General features: G+C 40.0%; 15 protein-coding genes. 3 read left to right on the top strand and 12 right to left on the bottom strand.

Annotated elements, in window-relative coordinates:
* Window positions 1-76: 76 nt before the first annotated feature.
* Window positions 77-1,129, bottom strand: a complete 1,053-nt coding sequence (allD, locus tag LI164_RS13325; protein WP_173786424.1) for an ureidoglycolate dehydrogenase — start codon at window positions 1,127-1,129, stop codon at window positions 77-79.
* A 344-nt stretch (window positions 1,130-1,473) separates the two neighbouring features.
* Window positions 1,474-2,265, bottom strand: a complete 792-nt coding sequence (gene allE, locus LI164_RS13320) for a (S)-ureidoglycine aminohydrolase (RefSeq protein ID WP_118236710.1) — start codon at window positions 2,263-2,265, stop codon at window positions 1,474-1,476.
* Between the two features lie 337 nt (window positions 2,266-2,602).
* On the opposite strand from allE, the gene LI164_RS13315 reads away from it, so the two are divergent.
* Window positions 2,603-3,475 carry an alpha/beta hydrolase gene (locus LI164_RS13315; RefSeq protein ID WP_173786425.1) on the top strand — a complete coding sequence of 291 codons (873 nt, stop codon included), beginning with the start codon at window positions 2,603-2,605 and terminating at the stop codon, window positions 3,473-3,475.
* Window positions 3,476-3,556: 81 nt separating this feature from the next.
* Here LI164_RS13315 and LI164_RS13310 read toward each other — a convergent pair whose 3' ends face one another.
* The 4 genes from LI164_RS13310 to allB (LI164_RS13295) form a co-directional block, all read right to left on the bottom strand.
* The gene (locus tag LI164_RS13310) at window positions 3,557-4,918 is read right to left on the bottom strand and encodes an NCS1 family transporter (RefSeq protein WP_173786426.1); all 1,362 of its coding nucleotides are present in this window, start codon (window positions 4,916-4,918) and stop codon (window positions 3,557-3,559) included.
* Between the two features lie 92 nt (window positions 4,919-5,010).
* Entirely contained in the window at window positions 5,011-6,384 is a 1,374-nt protein-coding gene (allB, locus tag LI164_RS13305; protein ID WP_173790268.1) for an allantoinase AllB, read from the bottom strand.
* A 320-nt stretch (window positions 6,385-6,704) separates the two neighbouring features.
* Entirely contained in the window at window positions 6,705-8,069 is a 1,365-nt protein-coding gene (locus LI164_RS13300) for an NCS1 family transporter (RefSeq protein ID WP_117980870.1), read from the bottom strand.
* A 36-nt stretch (window positions 8,070-8,105) separates the two neighbouring features.
* A complete protein-coding gene (gene allB, locus LI164_RS13295) occupies window positions 8,106-9,509 on the bottom strand; it encodes an allantoinase AllB (protein ID WP_040015575.1) in 1,404 nt (467 codons plus the stop codon).
* Between the two features lie 648 nt (window positions 9,510-10,157).
* Here allB (LI164_RS13295) and LI164_RS13290 point away from each other — a divergent pair.
* Window positions 10,158-11,162, top strand: a complete 1,005-nt coding sequence (locus tag LI164_RS13290; RefSeq protein ID WP_173786428.1) for a DUF2877 domain-containing protein — start codon at window positions 10,158-10,160, stop codon at window positions 11,160-11,162.
* A gap of 116 nt (window positions 11,163-11,278) precedes the next feature.
* Here the strand turns inward: LI164_RS13290 and LI164_RS13285 are convergent, their stop codons facing one another.
* From LI164_RS13285 to LI164_RS13260, 6 genes are all read right to left on the bottom strand, one after another.
* Entirely contained in the window at window positions 11,279-11,788 is a 510-nt protein-coding gene (locus LI164_RS13285) for a transcription repressor NadR (protein WP_022278354.1), read from the bottom strand.
* Window positions 11,789-11,870: 82 nt separating this feature from the next.
* The gene (locus tag LI164_RS13280) at window positions 11,871-12,008 is read right to left on the bottom strand and encodes a hypothetical protein (protein ID WP_173793659.1); all 138 of its coding nucleotides are present in this window, start codon (window positions 12,006-12,008) and stop codon (window positions 11,871-11,873) included.
* Window positions 12,009-12,138: 130 nt separating this feature from the next.
* Window positions 12,139-12,417 carry a DUF4160 domain-containing protein gene (locus LI164_RS13275; protein ID WP_173793658.1) on the bottom strand — a complete coding sequence of 93 codons (279 nt, stop codon included), beginning with the start codon at window positions 12,415-12,417 and terminating at the stop codon, window positions 12,139-12,141.
* On the bottom strand, window positions 12,410-12,679 hold the full coding sequence (locus tag LI164_RS13270; RefSeq protein ID WP_118000913.1) for a hypothetical protein: 270 nt from the start codon (window positions 12,677-12,679) through the stop codon (window positions 12,410-12,412). The genes LI164_RS13275 and LI164_RS13270 overlap by 8 nt, the downstream gene beginning before the upstream one ends.
* A 346-nt stretch (window positions 12,680-13,025) precedes the next feature.
* Window positions 13,026-15,650, bottom strand: a complete 2,625-nt coding sequence (ppdK, locus tag LI164_RS13265; RefSeq protein ID WP_227087262.1) for a pyruvate, phosphate dikinase — start codon at window positions 15,648-15,650, stop codon at window positions 13,026-13,028.
* A 200-nt stretch (window positions 15,651-15,850) separates the two neighbouring features.
* Complete coding sequence (locus LI164_RS13260; protein ID WP_168932816.1) at window positions 15,851-17,248, bottom strand: aminopeptidase; 1,398 nt, start codon at window positions 17,246-17,248, stop codon at window positions 15,851-15,853.
* A 158-nt stretch (window positions 17,249-17,406) separates the two neighbouring features.
* Between LI164_RS13260 and sstT the strand changes: the two genes are divergently transcribed.
* Complete coding sequence (gene sstT / locus LI164_RS13255; protein WP_040015576.1) at window positions 17,407-18,612, top strand: serine/threonine transporter SstT; 1,206 nt, start codon at window positions 17,407-17,409, stop codon at window positions 18,610-18,612.
* Window positions 18,613-18,665 lie beyond the last annotated feature (53 nt).

Raw genomic sequence — 18,665 nt, 5'->3', positions numbered from 1 at the left:
ATTTTTGAAATGGAACCCGGGAAGCAGAGGAGTGCTCCACTTCCTGGTCCATTGGAAATTGCACGAAATAAATGAATTAGTCAGCGAATCTGTTTTTGTGATCGTATCTGTCAAAGTGAATTGCGTCACTCTTGAGATAATCAACAAGCTCATCTACGACTTCGATTCCACCTTCAGCATAAGTTTTGTCTCTTCTCATAAGAGCTCTCTGTCCTGGGTAGTATACTTTGTCGAATCCCGGAGCTGGTCTCATAGCATTTAACTCATCGCATGTCTGAGACATATTCTTCTTGAACTGCTCAGCACCGCAGAATCTCTCTGGATCGATAACGATAATTGTCTGTCCAAGCTCACGTCCTTTAGAGCAGTCATGATACATGGAGCTTACATGTTTACCAAACGGTACTCCAAGAAGTACTCCTGAGAAGATGTCTACCATCATCATAAGTCCATATCCCTTAGCACCGGCAATCGGTACAAGAGCATTTACTTTATGTGGATCTGTTACAGGAGCTCCGTCCTCATCTACAGCCCAGTCTGCAGGAATCTCAGCACCCTGTGATCTCTTGTCCAGGATTTTTCCCCAAGCCTGAACTGTTGTAGCCATATCAAATACAACATTACGATCGTCTGCTGTCGGGCAAGCAAATGAAATCGGGTTTGTTCCATAATAAGGCTCTGTTCCGCCGTATGGTACTGCCATCGGATCTGACTGGCAGAATGTGATAGCTGCAAGTCCTTCTTTTGCACACATCTCTGTATAATATCCGATTGCTCCTGTATGAGATACATTAGCCATACCTACAATAGCAACTCCGTTCTCTTTTGCCATCTCAATAGCTTTCTCAGTAGCTTTTGTTGCTACCCAGTAACCGATACCATTGTCTCCATCCATGATTCCTGAGCAAGGACCTGTCTGATTCCATGTGATGTTTGGCTCATGTGTGATTCCGCCTTTGAAGATTCTCTCACAGTAATACTCAACACGAACAGCACCATGTGAAGCAAATCCTCTCTCATGTGCCCATGTCAGAATTTCTGCTGTCTGGTCAGCGTGATCCTCACGAAGTCCCGCCTGGATCAACTTGTTTTTCATTAAGCCCTTAAGCTCTTCTCTTGAAAGTCTCATTCTTTCATACCATCCTTTTCTTTATTTTCTCTCTTTATATACCATATAGTTACCTATATAATTATCTACGTGTTTTCTTTACATGCAGTATTTTTCTAATTTATGCATCTTCTAATTCACACTTTTTCAATTCATCTTTTCTATTTTGTCACATTATTGATAAACTCTTATATAGCATATACGCCGGTACACACAGTTTCTTTATTGCTCCCAGCAATGCCGCTCGCTTTTTTTACTGTATATACCGGCATATGATGTCAATCGTATATAATTTATATTCGATTTTATTATGTGCTAAATATCATTTTCAGTGTAAGAACATTATTCAGGCTATGTACTATATATTACAGAGCAATGTCTCTGTTGCAGTCTTTAGAGTAGATGTAAACTAACTCTTCCTCACGTCCCTCATCGCCTACAGCGTAGCAAGCCTGTGGAACATAAGCGTCCATGAAGCAGTAATCACCTTTCTGAAGCGGTACCCAGTCATCTCCAAGTCTGTACATAGATTTTCCAGACAGGAAATACATACCATGCTGCTGAACATGTGTCTCGATATATCCATGAGAAGCTCCGATGTGGAATTTCAAGATATGCATGTTCATATCAAATCCGATGTCATGAGCTGATGGAAGGAAATCCTGTACATAGCAGTTCTCCATTCCTTCATAGGACATCCACTCAAGATCATTAGCATTTCCAACTACTGTATGAGCACTGTGCCCTGCAACTGGCTCATAACGGCGTCTGTATACATATAATGTAGCCTCGCCTTTAGCTTCAAAAGTAATGTTGTTACTTGCTGGTGAGTAAATGTATCCACCTTTTGTAAGTTCTGCGGACTGATCATCATTCTTTACTGAAAGTTCACCATCAACTACATATAAGAAGGATTCGATTCCCTCTCCACCGATTCCTGTATTCTTTCCACCTTCGTGGACATGTACAAGATAGTCAGCAAATGTTGCACCCATAGCCGGTGAGCCAAGAATTGTAACATCACAGTTCTCATATCCCGGAACTACATTCTTTACAAGTCCATCTGGATCAAGAACGATGTAATCTCCTTTTTTAATAATAGAACGTGTGTCCAAAAGTGCATCACGATATCCTAATTGATTGTTTAAGTAACTCATTACCAAATACCTCTCTTTCTTAATGCGGAACACAAAATCAAATTCAGGTTTTGTTGTTACCATGTTTTATGGTCTTATTATGTCATTAAAGCTTAAAATTTGCAATCGGAATTTTAGATAAAAGGTTCAACCACTTTTTATCTACTTTATGGTAAATTTTGTCTAATGACTTCTCTTGAAAATGACATTTTTTGTGATATACTGTTAATTATTGGATAAGAGCCTATATATTTTAGCTATAATCGATTTAATAAATATAAAAATAAAATAGTCGGAATTTGACCGGATTTTAATTCATTTTCAATTTTTTTGACAATTTATACAAAGGAGGATTTTTATGTTAGAAAAGAAAGAATTTGAGATTCCAAGTGAAAAATTCAAAAAAGGAGCAACCGTGTATACTGATTCAGACACACCGGTAAAAGCTGCTATCATCTATTTTCACGGAGGCGGTCTTTTATATGGAAGAAGAAAAGATCTTCCACGCCCTCACTTGAACACTCTGACTCAGGCCGGATATGCAATCATTGCTTTTGACTATCCTCTGGCTCCTGCCGCAAAGTTAGAAATTATCATGAATGATGTAGAAAGTTCCATTCAATATTATATCGATCACAGTGACGAACTAATTAAAAGCCCTAAATCTTCCGAAGGATCTCTTCCATATTTTTTGTGGGGACGTTCTGCCGGCGCTTACCTTTGCCTGATTGCAGTAGCAAAAGGAACTTACACACAGGCACCTGCCGGAATTCTTTCCTATTATGGATATGGATTTTTATGCGACAACTGGTTCAAGGAACCAAGCAGACATTACTGCACGCTTCCGAAAGTTCCAGAAAGTGCTCTTTGTGTTATTCCAGAAGGCATTCACGCAGATGGCGATCTTGACACACACTACAGTGTCTATGTCTATGCAAGACAGCAAGGAAAATGGATAGATCTTTTTTACGAGGGACGCGAAAAGTTTTTCTATCTGGATTATACACTTCGCGCCTGTGATAAACTTCCTTGCCCACTGTTCTGTGCCCACAGCACCGGAGACACCGACGTACCATTTAGTGAATTCACAGAACTAAGTAATAAATATCACGCAAAAAGATTCATCGTGTCCGGAACAGAACACGACTTTGACAGAGACACAGAAAATCCATTCACACAGAAAGTGCTGGACGAGACAGTGGCGTTTATTGAGAAGTGTTTAAATAAGTAGTTTTTAGCTTTCTTTCAGAGAAAAAATCCCCCGCAAATTGCTTTGATATACAATTTGCGGGGTTTTTATTTGTTCAATATGTTAGTCTTCAAAAATAGTTCCTTTTCGGAATCCTTTGCTTGACTTCATAGTCTTCATCAGGAAGTAGTATACAACTCCTGTCGGAATCAGGCTGACATACCATGATAACTGCATTACGAATACGGAGCAGACAGATCCTACGATAATTGCAATAACTGCTGCCCAGTTAACTCCTTTGAAGCAACCTTCTTTGTCATACATATCATTCAAATCCAATTTCTTCTTACGCAGTATGAAGAAGTCGACTGCCATTACTGCGAAGATAGGTCCTAAAAATGCTGAGTAGAACTGTGTAAATAATGATAACCCTGCTGCAGAGTCAGCTGTAACAAGTTTCCATGGCATTACGCATGCTGACAGCACACCAACAAGAATTGTTGCATGTGTCCATTTAACTTTGAAAGACTCCATCAGAACGTATGCAGGTGGAACAATATTGTTCAGTACGTTTGTTGTTACCTGAGCAAATGCGATAAAGAGCAATGTCAGGATTGTAAGAAATTTGCTTCCCATTGTAGTAGAGAATACTTCTACAGGATCACTATTTCCTGTTGCTGCTGTCACAAGAAGTCCGATAAGACCCATGAACAATGTTACAGGAAGAATAGCAACAGTGTAAATGCTTGTAGCTTTTACAGGTTTGATGTCATCTGTTGCATTTCTGGAATAGTCAGATGCATTGATGATCATTGTGGAATAAATTCCAAGGAAAGAAGTTGTTGCTGCCCAGAATGGCATGCCCCATGTTCCCTTAATTCCAGAGAATACATTTCCAATCTCTGATGAGAATTTTGTGTTTACTACATATAACATGTAAATCAGGATACCAATGATAAAGATACAGGAAATATTCTCCATCCATTTGATTCCTTCAAATCCTTTGATTGCAAGTGCAACCTGAAGAATTGTGAACAGTGCATAGATAATTGGAAGATTATCAAATCCAAATAAAATCTTCAGACAGCTGTTGATAGCTCCTGCTCCGACCCAACTCTGATAACCAAACCATACGATAGCTGGAAGTCCACGGAGAACTCCTGGAATCTTTACACCTGTTGTACCAAAACTACTTCTTAACTGTACTGTAAATGGAATACCATACTCATGTCCACACTCACCGATAATTGCAAGTGCTACTGCAATAACAAGGCATCCGATACACATCGCAATAATCGCCTGCATTACAGTCAATGTTCCAATCAGGGCTGCGCCCATGGAAAATGTTCCGATAGATACACATCCACCCATGAAGCTGGCTGCATAGGATACGCTTCCCATGATACGTTTCTTTGTTGGTTGGAGATCCGCGTCTACATTGGCAACGAGCTTTGGATCCAGTACTTTGTTGTCTACAATACTCATCTTCTCTCTCCTTTTTCTTAAGTATAATTTAAAAATCAGGTGATCTTGCCTTTATTAGGCAAGATCACCTGATCTGTTACCTAATTTCGGTATTATTTAATTTTCTCAATAAATGTTCCAACACCTTTTTCTGCAACAATCTTTCCGTCTTCTGCAATAACATTTCCACGAATCATTGTCATGATTGGAAGTCCTTTTCCTTTCATTCCGACAAATGCAGAAATCTTATTTACATATAATAAGGAATCACTTGTAATCTCCCATTCTTTTTCTGGATCTACAATCAGAAGGTCAGCATCAAATCCCGGTTTGATATCTCCTTTTCTTCCATAGATACCAAATGCTTTTGCAGGCTGTACAGACATTGCATTTGCAAGAACTGTCGGGCATACATTACGTTTTACGCATCCTTCATTGAAGGTTACCTGGAAACCACTCTGAATTCCGCTGCATCCGCCCCATACATCAAATACATTTTCAATCTTGTTTCCAAGAATCTCATTAAATTTCTCATCATATGAACATGGTGAATGGTCACTTGCAATACCGCTGAATGTTCCATCTTCTACATAAGACCACAGTCTGTCAACCTCTTCCTGTGAACGAAGCGGAGGTGCACATTTGAATAACGGTCCGTTCTCTAATACATCCTGATCTGTCAGACTTAAGTAGTGAGAACATGTCTCTGCTGTGATGTCATAGCCTTCCTGCTGTGCTTCTTTAATCTTCTGTGCTACATCCGGGCTGCTGACATGACAGATATGTGCTTTACATCCTGTTGCTTTTGCAATCTCGATAATATCAACAGTTGCTACCATCTCTGCTGCAACCGGTCTGGAATCCAGGAAACACTGCCATGAATTCGGATCTTTTGCTTTCTCAATCTTCTCAAGATTTTTGATCATTGAGAAATCTTCACAATGGAATCCTGCACGTCCATCAAATTCCTTAATGATTTCCATTGCTTCATAAGCCTGTCCATAATTTAATGAACTGTAGTCTGGTGATACCGGTCCGATAAATGATTTGAATGCTACGCATCCTTTCTCATCCAAATCCTTCAGATCTTTAAAGTTATCCGGAATCAGTCCGCCCCAGAAACAGTAATCACAGTATGCATTCGGATCAACTTTTTTCAGTTTAAAATCAAATGCTTCTGCATTAACCATTGCCGGTTCATTCTGAAGTGGCATATCTATGACAGTTGTGTAACCACCAAGTGCTGCCGCTGCAGTTCCATGCTCATAATCTTCACGCCACTCATATCCTGGGTCGTTCAGATGTGCATGCGTATCGATTGCACCTGGGAAAACATAATTTCCTTTTGCATCAATAACCTTTGCTGCTTCTGGCTCTTCTCCTGCATTTAACACAGCTGCAATCTTGCCATCTCTGATTGCGATGTTCCCTTCTGAAACTCTGTCTGCAGTTACAATTCTGCCGTTTTTCACTAAAACATCATACATATTTATTTTCCTCCTAAAAAAAAGATGCATTAAAATAAGTGATTGACCAATTTCAAAATCTTTTTTAATTGTACGAGCTAATATTACTTAATTTTTTCTTAAATTGCAACTACATTTTACGGAAAAACATTTTTATTTTTATCCATTATGTATAAAATTCTATATTTTTGTTTTTTCTTTTTTATCTATTATTGACATAGTTGTGTGAAATGTTTGAAAAATATATATAATTTAATGTTAGGACAAATTTTTCACAAATCAATTTATAATAAAAAAGAGACCAGGCATTTTCATGTCCAGTCTCCTTTGACTTTTTAGATCTATTTTTCTAATGTTGTTCCTTTTCTGAAATTCTCACAACTCTTCATATGTTTCATTCCGAAGTAGTAAACAAGTCCTGTAGGAATTGTTGCTGTAAAGAATGAAATATTTACATTCAGAAGTCCGATTACAGCTCCGATTGCAATTGCAAGAATTGCTGCCCAGTTGATACCTGCATGATTTCCATTATCATCATAGAGATCATCCAGATACTCTGGTGTGATTTTTCTCTTATGAAGAATGAAGAAATCTGTAATCAATACTGCAAAGATCGGTCCGAAGAATGCAGTGTAAATCTTACTGAATAATGCAAGTCCTGCTGCTGAGCTGTCACTTGTCAGTATCCATGGGCAAGTACATACTGCCAAGATACCAATCAAGATTACGGCTGTCTTATGTTTCATCTTAAACGCATCCATAAATGCATATGCCGGTGGAATTACGTTACTTGCAAGGTTTGTTGTAAGCTGTGCAAAGATGATAAATCCAAGCGTTACGATCATTACGACTTTGTTGTCTACCATATCAGCAAAAGCATTGATCGGGTTTGCTTTTCCAGTTGCTGTAGATGCCATAGCACCGATTACTCCAAGAAGTACTGTAGCCGGTACCATAGATAAGAAGTAAGAACTTCCACGTTTCAGTGTAGAATATCCACCTTTCATCTCACGGGAATAGTCACCAGCATTCAGCATAACTGTAGTACTGTTACCAAAGAATGCAATGATTGCTGCGATAAATGGCATTCCCCATGTTCCAGACTTATTGATCAGTTTCTCACTTACGACATCGCCATACTGTGTAATGCAAAGGAATAAGAGGTAAATCATAGCCAGAGAAATAACAACTCCTCCGATATTTCCAACCCATTTTGCACCCTGGAATCCTTTGATTGATAACAGGATCTGGATAATCTGGAATAAAATGAAGAATAACCAGATATTATCATATCCAAATAATGCTTTTGAAATATTGTTGATTGCTGCTCCTCCAAGCCATGTCTGATAACCGTACCATACGATAGCCGGAAGTCCTCGAATCAAACTTGGAATTTTGTTACCTTTTGTTCCAAATGCACTTCTAAGCTGAACTGCATACGGTGCACCAGTCTTGTAACTAAACTGGTCATTCATTGCGATACCTACAACGAGGATCATAGATCCAATTGCTACTGCGAGGAATAACTGCAACAGGTTCAGTCCTGCTTCCATCTGTGCAGATCCCATTGCCAATGTTCCGATAGAAATACATCCACCGAGCCAGAGCATTGTGTTGGATCCCCAGCCCATGATTCGATCTTTCTCAGGAATTGGCGCAAGGGAGTTTGTTTCTTCTTGTTTCACTTCTTTGTTTACATCACTCATGTTCTCTCTCCTATTCGTGTTCCTATATGTATTCGTTTATTTTACCGGTGTTACATATTCGCCGTATCCGATTGCTTCATCTTTGTACATGCCATCCTGAGCAACTACTTTACCTCTGATCATTGTACATACTGGAGTTCCTTTTCCTTCCAGTCCATTGAAGCAGGAAACATGTCCTTTTGTAAGCAGTTTCTCCTGCTCACATTTCCATGTCTTTTCCGGATCAACGATTACGATATCACCGTCAAAACCTAATTCAAATGCTCCTTTACGTCCATAGAGTCCGAATACTTTTGCCGGATTATAATCCATAACCTTTGCAATCAGACTCGGGCTTAAGCCTTTTTTATGAACAACCATATCGAACATCATTGGTAAGAAGAACTGGATTGAGTTAAGTCCTCCCCATGCATGCCAGATATCTTTTGTTGCATTATCTTTTTCTTCATCTGCTGCTGGAGAATGGTCGCTTCCTACACAGGAAAGTGTTCCATCTAAAACGTAATCCCACAGCTTCTCCATATCTTCTTTCTTACGCATCGGAGGTGTACATTTTGCCGGTGCACCTTTTTCAAATACAAAATCTTCTGTAAATCCAAGGTAATGTGGACATGTCTCAGCAGTAATCGGAAGTCCTTCATGGATTGCATCCTTAACAACCTGAGCTACCATCGGGTGGCTGACATGGCAAATGTGTACGCGTCCGCCAGTTGCTCTAGCCATATCAATAACATTCTTTGTAGCAACATATTCTGTCCATACGTCATGAGAATCCAGGAAGTCACGAATCTTCTCTTCATTTGTTCTTCCTTCTTTTGCTTTTGCTTCTTTTTCTCTCTCAAGAACCTGTCCATATTCCTCACAATGGAATCCACAAAGTGCTCCATACGGTTTTAAAATTTCAAGAGCTTTACGAACATTTCCCATGTTAACTGTCGGGAACAGATCACCGTTTGGACATGTGAATCCTTTAAATGCTGCAACTCCACAATTGTGAAGATCTACAAGATCATTCATGTTATTCTTTACTGAGTCCGGTTTGTCATCATAATCTCCTACGATTCCTCCCCAAAGTGCATAATCAACTAATGAGTGTTTGCTAATTTTTCCAAGCTTCAGGTCAAAAATTTCTTTATTCATAAGAGATGGGTCATTATTAAGTGGCATATCAATCAGTGTTGTACAACCTGCAACAACTGCTGCTCTTGAACCTGTCTCAAAATCCTCACGATACTCAAATCCTGGCTCATTCAGATGTGCATGACAGTCGATGATACCTGGAAATACATAATTTCCTTTTGCATCAATCACTTCTTTCGCATCTACTGGTGCTCCCTTTGCAAAAAATCCTGCATACTTTCCGTCCTGGATTGCAATGTCTGCCTCGTAGATACGATCTGGTGTTACAAGTTTTCCGTTCTTCACTAAAACATCATACATATTCATGTTCCTCCTTAAAAATTGAATCAAATCAGCCGTAACCAGCTCAATTTCTTTCTATAATCGATATATTACTGGATTCCCCCAAAAAATACAATCACCATTTTCTTACATTTTTCTCCATCTTTTTTATCTATTTTAGATAATTTTATCGTATTTCGTATTATTTTTTTATCCAATATATATAAAAATACGCAAAGTAACACCACCGTCTTGGCTAGGCTCCTTTGCGAAAATTTCAACCACTTTTTAATTTTTATTGATTTATATCAAAAATGATTGGTCAACCGTTTTTCAGTTTCTTTTACATATATTTTATCCTAATTTGATAATTTTCACAATGACCTATCCTCCAAAATATGACACATTTTTTTGTATAATATGCACAGTCATGTATTGTATTTTTATATAAACAATACAGTTTTATTGGTTAATTTTAAAATTTTTCATAATTTTCGTTATATTATTAACATTTTCTTCGGTTTTTGCCACTTTTTTCTCATTTAAAATTTGTGCAATTTTATTTAAAATTTCAAAAACCACATTTTATATTGTGTATTATATTGTGTACATTGTGATTTTTCGGCAAATCTGTTATGATAGTATCTGCCAGACAGGCAAAAGGAACATACACAGGAGTGCATAATTATGACATTATTTTCCATTACAGATACATCTGACTATTTAAATGAACTGCTTTCGGGAGAAACAAGCGGGACAGTCCACTCTGTATATAGAAAAACTATCAACTTATCTATTGGTGGAACACTGGCAGCCTTACAGGCAAAGGGCTCACCCATCTCGCCAATCAGTCTGATTACAACATTGACTTCCGAAAAAATGGAGAGCCTTGAAATATCTGCCGGAGATTTTGTTACTTTAAAAGAGAATATCATTACTATTTATAGAAGTAACCGCACTCTTCAGGCTTCCACAGATATGAACACTCTTGATAATAAAAGGAAAATTGGATTTTCTTTTGAAGAAGCAACAATTCACAACTTACATTTGTTACATTCATTAAAATGTGCAAACTCTCTGTCAGATACCATGCTTCACCAGCTTCATAACAATATCAGAACATGTCTTTCTAATATATCCACCGGAGGCTTTGAAGTGATCTTCAACCAACGTGTAAATGATGATACTTCTATGATGCTTGTTGCTGCAAAGAAAAAAATCGAACAATGCACCAGACTATATAGAAATAAAGAATATACAGAGACCGGAATCGAACTTGCCCGACTGATCGGGCTTGGCATCGGGCTGACTCCAAGCGGTGATGATTTCCTGTGCGGTGTGCTTGCCGGATTAATTCTTACAGGGCAAACAGAATCCACATTTGCCAAGAGCCTTCGCAAAACAATTGCAGAACATCTGAATGATACCGTCGATGTAAGTGCTGCATTTCTCCACTGTGCATTAAAAGGACAATTTAGCCTGGCTGTGAATCATTTACTCGTAAATACAGGTTGTGAATCTCCACAAGATACTTCTTATGTTAAATGCAACCCTCAAATTACTCCTGGAATTGCAAATGTCCCGGCAATTACTGAAAATTTTCTGGCAATCGGGCATTCTTCCGGGACAGATACTTTGTGCGGAATTCTATACGCACTGGAATTATTTCTTTTTCAGAAATGTAACCTATAAAAAAAAATTTGTTCATAATAAAAAAAACATTCTTTCCATGTACACCCGGCTCTGAAAAGTCGGATTATAAACCTTACTTTTTCAGAGCCAGCATGACATTCCGAATGTTTTAATAACTAATTTTCAACCAAAAATCCTAATTTTCTCAGTTCCTCTTCTATCATCCCCAGCGTTTCTTCTCTGTCCGCTGTCACAGTATGATAGTGATAATCGGAGGTAATATTCTTAAGCGGTGTTGACTTGCCACTTTCGATATCTGCCAGAAATTCTTTTACTTTTCTTCTGGAAGTAATTCCAAGTTCCGCCTCAATATGCCCATAAACTTTATGGTTTACCATAACATTTTTCACTTGACCGCCAAGATCGACAATAGTACAAAGTTCCGTCTCAAGCTGCTCGTCTGTATGACGTACTTTAAAAACTCTCTCGGCGCAAGTCTGCCCTTCCAGCACATATCCCCGGTTTGTTGATATGATATCATACCCCGAAGCCCGTAACAGGGCAATATCCTGAACAATAACCTGACGGCTCACATCATAATCCTTCGCGAGTTTCGAACCCGAAACCGGTCTGTCACTTTCTTTTATATTCTTCAATATCTCCTGTCTTCTATCAGAACCTGTCATACTGCTTTCGTAATCTCCTTCATCATCAATCACAAAATCTATCATTTAAAAACTGTTTTTAGAAGCATTTCCACTTACTGTCTTAATCATTATAATGCACATTTATAGTATGTGCAAGAATGCTCTTCCAAACATGAACAGAATCCTCTACTGAAAGATCTTTTGTACATTTTTCATCTGCAGAATCTGCCACCGGCAGCTTCTTCCGAACGTATGGCAACACAAAAACCCCTCACGCCATAATTGATGTAAGGGGTTTTCTATATAAGCTAATTAACGTTTGTGCCTCATAAAATTGACATTTTATGTGTAAATCAACACCTCTAAAAGCCTTTAAAATAAGGTAATTCTTAACAATAGAACTTTATCTCATCCGTCACAAATGCCTGTTTCCATTTTGCACAAATAAGGAAGAACTGTGCTGATATAAATTCCATCAATTCATTTAATTCTTTATTTGAAATCTTACTTCCATTACTTGCCAAAATACATCCTCCTGACTTTGTAAGCCAGATTTTAGTTGCATTAGGAGCAGGCTTTCCTTTTGATACATGAACATGAATTGGTTCACCATTTTCATTTGACCAGAAATATACAGTATAACCACTTACAGTAAATAGTTTAGGCAATCTGAATCCCTCCATTCTCCGCATATCTATACAGCAAATGTGCATTGTTGTGTAGGAGTTCTTCAAACATTGCTATTTCTTCGTCAGAATATCCCTGTCTCTCTGTCCATTTGTAATCAGGTAATTCGCATCTTGCAGAATCAAATCCATCTTCTGTAGGACGTTCAAAGTTTACGATAACCTTTCTCATTCCGTCCTTCTCGATAATTTGAGAATGAACGATTTCTGTCTCGTCTGCCAGAGTCATATATGGATACATCATATAGCTTCACCTCATTTCTTATTTAGCCATATTATAGCATCTCTCCATGTAGTTGTCATGTAGATACTAATGTATTCTCATTAAAAACAAGGCTATACACTTATCCTTTCCTCCAACAAAAAAGACCTTGCAAGTCTGATATTTTCATCAGACCAACAAGGTCAATTCTTACGTTTAGACAATTACTTGATTTTGATTATGAAATATAATCATTATGAATCAAGTTTATGTTACAGGACGGTTGTTTTTATCCTACTTTAAAGTGCTTTTCTTGAGTTCAACTGGATAGAACATTTGCCCCAAAAGTGGATAATCGGGTTTGCCCTGTGACAAAAATAGTTTTCGCCTATCTTTGTGCAATTGCTGCCTGTGCTGCTGCAAGACGAGCGATTGGTACACGGAATGGTGAGCAAGATACATAGTCAAGACCAATCTTATTGCAGAATTCTACTGAAGATGGATCTCCACCGTGCTCTCCACAGATACCAACGTGAAGGCTTGGATTAACCGGCTTACCTAATTCGATAGCCATTTCCATTAATTTACCAACACCTGTCTGGTCAAGCTTAGCAAATGGATCGTTCTCGAAGATCTTAGCATCATAGTAAGCATCTAAGAACTTACCAGCATCGTCACGAGAGAATCCGTATGTCATCTGTGTTAAATCGTTTGTACCGAAGCAGAAGAAGTCAGCTTCTGAAGCGATCTGATCAGCAGTAAGAGCTGCTCTTGGAATCTCGATCATTGTTCCAACTTCGTACTCAAGGTCGCTGCCTGCTGCTGCGATCTCAGCGTCTGCTGTCTCTACTACAAATTTCTTAACATATTTAAGCTCTTTGATGTCTCCAACGAGTGGGATCATGATCTCTGGTTTTACGTTCCAGTCTGGGTGAGCTTTCTTTACATTGATTGCAGCACGGATAACAGCTCTTGTCTGCATCTTAGCAATCTCTGGATATGTTACTGCAAGACGGCATCCACGATGTCCCATCATTGGGTTGAACTCATGAAGGCTGTCGATGATTGTCTTGATCTGCTCAACCGTTTTACCCTGAGCGTCAGCAAGTTTCTTAATGTCTTCCTCTTCTGTAGGAACGAACTCATGAAGCGGCGGATCAAGGAAACGGATTGTAACCGGGTTACCTTCCAGTGCTTCGTACAGTTTTTCGAAGTCTCCCTGCTGCTCCGGAAGGATCTTAGCAAGTGCTGCTTCTCTTTCTTCTTCCGTCTCAGAGCAGATCATTTCACGGAATGCATCAATTCTGTTGCCTTCGAAGAACATATGCTCTGTACGGCAAAGTCCGATACCTTCTGCACCGAGTTCACGGGCTTTAACAGCATCGTGTGGTGTATCAGCGTTTGTACGAACTTTCATAGTTCTGTATTTGTCAGCCCATCCCATGATTCTTCCGAATTCACCTGCGATTGTTGCATCTACAGTTGGGATAATACCGTCATAAATGTTACCAGTAGAACCATCAAGTGAGATGCAGTCTCCTTCATGATATTCTTTTCCGGCAAGTGTAAATTTCTTATTAGCTTCGTCCATTGCGATGTCACCGCAACCAGATACACAGCATGTACCCATACCACGGGCAACTACGGCTGCGTGAGATGTCATACCACCACGAACTGTCAGGATACCCTGTGCAGACTTCATACCTGTGATATCTTCCGGTGATGTCTCAAGACGTACAAGAACAACTTTTTCTCCTCTTTCTGCCCATTCAACAGCATCGTCTGCCGTAAATACAATCTTACCGCAAGCAGCTCCAGGAGATGCTCCAAGTGCTTTTGCAAGTGGTGCAGCCTCTTTCAGGGCTTTTGCGTCAAACTGTGGGTGAAGCAGAGAGTCAAGGTTACGAGGGTCGATCATTGTAACAGCCTCTTCCTCTGTTCTCATTCCTTCGTCTACAAGATCACAAGCAATCTTCAGAGCAGCTTTTGCTGTTCTCTTACCATTACGTGTCTGTAACATGTACAGTTTACCATGCTCTACAGTAAACTCCATGTCCTGCATATCTCTATAGTGTTTTTCAAGAGTTTCACAAACCTGTTTGAACTGTACGAATGCTTCTGGGAATTTTTCTTCCATCTCTGAAATGTGCATTGGTGTACGAACACCGGCAACAACATCTTCTCCCTGTGCATTAGTGAGGAATTCTCCGAACAGACCGTTCTCTCCTGTAGCCGGGTCACGTGTAAATGCAACACCGGTTCCACAGTCATCTCCCATATTTCCAAATGCCATCATCTGAACATTGACTGCAGTTCCCCAGGAATACGGAATATCATTGTCGCGACGATACACATTTGCACGAGGATTATCCCAGGAACGGAATACGGCCTTTATAGCTTCTGTCAACTGTTCTTTTGGATCTGTCGGGAAATCGGTGCCAATCTTTTCTTTATATTCTGCCTTAAACTGCCCTGCCAGTTCTTTCAGATCATCTGCGGTAAGCTCTACATCAAGCTTCACTCCGCGTTTTGCCTTCATCTGATCGATCAGCTCTTCAAAATATTTCTTACCTACTTCCATAACTACATCGGAAAACATCTGAATGAATCTGCGATAGCAGTCCCATGCCCAGCGTGGATTACCGGACGCACAAGCCAAAGTCTCGACGACTTCTTCATTAAGTCCGAGATTTAGGATTGTGTCCATCATACCTGGCATCGATGCTCGTGCTCCAGAACGAACAGAAACGAGCAGCGGATTTGTCTTATCACCAAATTTCTTGCCTGTGATAACTTCCATCTGATCAATGGCTTCAAGAATCTGCTTCATAATCTCGTCATTGATCTGTCTGCCATCTTCATAGTACTGTGTGCAGGCTTCCGTTGTCACGGTAAAGCCTTGTGGTACCGGCAGTCCCAAATTCGTCATCTCCGCAAGATTTGCGCCTTTGCCACCAAGGAGATTTCTCATGGTAGCGTTACCTTCTGTAAACATATAAACCCATTTTGCCATAGCTATGACCTCCTAATACATTTCCTGTTAAGGGTCAAAGCCAAAAACACCATTGTTTTTGTAGCAAAATGGTCATGAGGCAAAAACCCCAACATTATATTTTTTGTAAGCCGCAACTATATTGTAGCACTTTGTTATATTTTTGTCAATACAGCAGAGGGATTGTTCTCCCTCTGCTCTACAATAATTTGCATGCTTTTCTACATATTTTTCAAAAATGCAACATAGCCTTTATATGCCTCGTATACATCGGCTTTACTTGTCACTTCCCAAGGTGCATGCATGGATAACACTGCCACGCCGCTGTCTATGACTTCCATGCCGTAATTTGCCATGATGTAAGCAATTGTTCCACCGCCGCCTGCGTCAACTTTTCCAAGTTCGGCGAACTGATAAGATACGTCTGCATCATCCATGACACCACGAATCTTTGCAAGGTACTCTGCATTGGCATCATTAGAACCACTCTTACCACGGCTTCCGGTGAATTTATTAAATACAAGTCCTTTTCCGAAAAATGCAGAACTTCTCTTTTCGAACACATCTGCGTACATCGGATCATATGCTGCACTTACATCGGAAGATAACATTCTGGAATTCTGTAAAGCTCTTCTGACTTGCAGCTCGGACTCCCCGTCAGTCATAGCAACCAGTTCAGCCACTACATTTTCAAAGAATCTGGAATGCATACCGGTTGCTCCTACGCTTCCGATCTCTTCCTTATCTACAAGGATGCAGCATCCGGTACGTGTAACCTGAGGCGTATCCAGAATTGCAAATAAAGATGTAAATGCACAAACACGGTCATCCTGACCGTATGCCAGTACCATGCTTCTGTCAAGACCACAGTCTCTTGCTTTTCCTGCCGGAACAATCTCAAGTTCTGCAGAGAGGAAATCTTCTTCCTCCATATCATAATATTTCTTCAGAAGTTCCATCACATTTGCCTTAACTGCTTCTTTTTCTTCCTGATCAAGAGAAGGATCCTGCTCAAGCGGCCGGCTTCCAATTAAAAGATCCAACTTCTCGCCTTCTACGACTACACTTCCCTTTTTCTCAAGCTGCTTTGATGCAAGATGTACAAGAAGATCTGTAATCACAAATACCGGATCTTCCTCCTCATCTCCAATGCTGACCGGAACAATTGTTCCGTCTTTTTTTGCGATCACACCGTGAAGAGCAAGCGGAAGTGTTACCCATTGATATTTCTTGATCCCTCCATAATAATGAGTATCCAGATAAGCCAGCTCTTCATTTTCATATAAAGGGTTCTGCTTCACATCAATACGCGGAGAGTCAATGTGTGCACCTAAGATATTCATTCCATTTTCCAACGGCTCCTGACCGATGATGAACAGGACAATACTCTTATCCATGCACACTGCATACACTTTATCCCCGGCTTTTAATTTTACATGTTCCTTCTGAAGCTCTTTTAAATTCTTATATCCGGCAGCTTCTGCCTTTTTCACCGCAAGTGTAATACATTCACGTTCTGTCTTTCCATCGTCCAGACAATTCTTATATGTCTCATTGATCTTGTCTAATTTTTCCAGTTCTGTCTGGTCATATACTTTCCATGCATTTCTACGTTCCATGCTCAAGACTCCTTTGTTCTTATATTTCGCAGCTAAATTTCTGCCACAATTTGATAATAAGTATATCATATTATAAATACATTATTTACATTTTTCCTAAAGTTCATTATAATTTTAATTGCATTTTAATTGTTATACTATCAAAAGGGGAAATGAACATGAAAAATTTGATTCAAAAATGGAACAACATCAGTCTGATCAAACGCATTATCTGCGGTCTGATCATCGGAATTGCTTTGGGACTTATTTTCCCACAGGCGACCGCAATCTCCATTCTCGGAGATCTGTTCGTCGGAGCACTTCGTGGAATCGCACCGCTTCTTGTATTCTTCCTGATTATGAGTTCCCTTTGCCGCATGGCAAAAGGCCAGAAAACGAACATGTCTTTTATCGTGATACTGTACCTGCTCGGCAATCTGTTCTCTGCATTATCTGCAGTTATTGCCAGCTACTTGTTCCCGGTAACTCTGACATTTTCACAGAGCACGAATACTCAGGATATCACACCACCGACCGGTGTCACAGAAGTGCTGAAAAATCTGCTGATGAATGTCGTTGCGAATCCAGTCGACTCACTGGTAAACGCCAATTATATCGGAATCCTTGCATGGGCCATCATACTTGGCATTGCTCTTAAGAGTGCAAGTGATGGCACAAAGAATGCTTTGGAGAATATTTCAGATGCTATCGCAACTGCAGTAAAATGGATCATTAACTGTGCACCATTTGGTATCATGGGACTGATCTTCACTACAATCTCCGAACAGGGACTCGACGTTCTTCTCGGATACGGACGTCTGATCTGCGTACTGGTCGGAACCATGCTCTTCGTGGCACTTATTATGAATCCACTGATTACATTTATCTGCCTTCGTAAGAACCCATACCCACTTGTGCTTCGCTGCCTGAAAGACAGCGGACTGACAGCATTCTTCACCCGAAGCTCTGCTGCCAACATTCCGGTCAACATGAAACTCTGCCAGGATCTTGGTTTGGACGAGGATACTTACTCCATCTCCATTCCACTTGGCGCAACTATCAATATGGCAGGAGCTGCTATTACAATCTCCACTATGGCACTTGCCGCAGCACATACACTGGATATCCACGTAGACTTCCCGACTGCACTGATTCTGTGCGTCCTCTCTGCAGCCAGCGCTGCCGGAGCTTCCGGTGTAGCCGGTGGATCACTCCTTCTGATTCCACTTGCCTGCAGTCTCTTCGGTATTCCGAACGATGTTGCTATGCAAGTCGTTGGTGTCGGATTCATCGTTGGAGTTATCCAGGATTCCTGCGAAACCGCACTGAACTCATCTACCGATGTCCTCTTTACGGCAATCGGAGATATGCGTACACGAAAATAACTATGAGAAACACGCTTCGCGAGTTTCTCAAGTTATCGCGGCAGTCGCCAAGG

Source organism: Dorea sp. 210702-DFI.3.125 (assembly GCF_020560945.1).
Taxonomy (GTDB): Bacteria; Bacillota; Clostridia; order Lachnospirales; family Lachnospiraceae; genus Dorea; species Dorea formicigenerans.
This window is presented reverse-complemented; position numbering and strand designations above follow the sequence as displayed.